This is a genomic window from Brachybacterium sp. JB7 (genome assembly GCF_003335205.1).
Taxonomy (GTDB): domain Bacteria; phylum Actinomycetota; class Actinomycetes; order Actinomycetales; family Dermabacteraceae; genus Brachybacterium; species Brachybacterium alimentarium.
This window is the reverse complement of record NZ_QPGN01000048.1, coordinates 1-646: the sequence shown is the minus strand read 5'-3', so window position 1 is coordinate 646 and position 646 is coordinate 1. Positions and strand designations below refer to the sequence as shown.

At 69.8% G+C, this 646-nt stretch carries 1 protein-coding gene; it reads left to right on the top strand.

Going from position 1 to position 646, the window contains the following annotated elements:
• The first annotated feature begins 111 nt into the window (after positions 1 to 111).
• Complete coding sequence (locus tag CIK81_RS17870; RefSeq protein ID WP_114355993.1) at positions 112 to 444, top strand: hypothetical protein; 333 nt, start codon at positions 112 to 114, stop codon at positions 442 to 444.
• Positions 445 to 646: the final 202 nt, after the last annotated feature.

Here is a 646-nt window from a genome sequence, read left to right as displayed (position 1 = left end):
CCGGCCCGCCTGGCTCGGCCCGGACCGCCTGGTCTGCGGTCGCCTCCACGTCATCCCTCGCAACGTCGTAGGGTCGGGAGCACGCAGTCGAATCACAGTCGGAGGATCACCATGAGCGAGAACCCGTACGACACCGATACCGGCGAGGAGCCTCAGGATTTCACGGGCCCCGACGGCGTCGAGAGCGCCGACCGCATCCTCGAGCTGGAGCGTGAGAGGGATGCCGCGACCCGGTCCGAGGACGCCGCCGACTTCCCCCGCGAGCTGGGGGAGGAGGACTCCGCTGCTGCCGACCAGGGCAATCGCGACGGCGACGAGATGATCTCCGAGGGCGATGATCTGGACGAGGTGAGCGAGCTCGACGGGGACGACGAGGCCGTCGAGGCCTTCGAGGACGAGCCCTTCGTCGAGGACGATCCGCTCGCACGCCCTCGCGACATCTGATCGCGACTTCTGATCGCGACACCTGTTCCCGCGGAGGGAACGCGTCGTGCGTGCCCCGGAGGCTCGGGCACGGCGCGTCGTGGCCGACGACGTCGTGCGGTCCGTAGGGTCGAGACATGTCGATCCCCACTGCCGCCGCTCCTGACCGGGTCTCCGTCTCGTTCTGCCTGATCGACCGGGCCGGGGGAGTGCTCGCGGCCGA

Excerpts from the sequence above, each read along its gene's own strand:
- CIK81_RS17870 (WP_114355993.1), top strand. The coding sequence starts at position 112 with ATGAGCGAGAACCCGTACGACACCGATACCGGCGAGGAGCCTCAGGAT.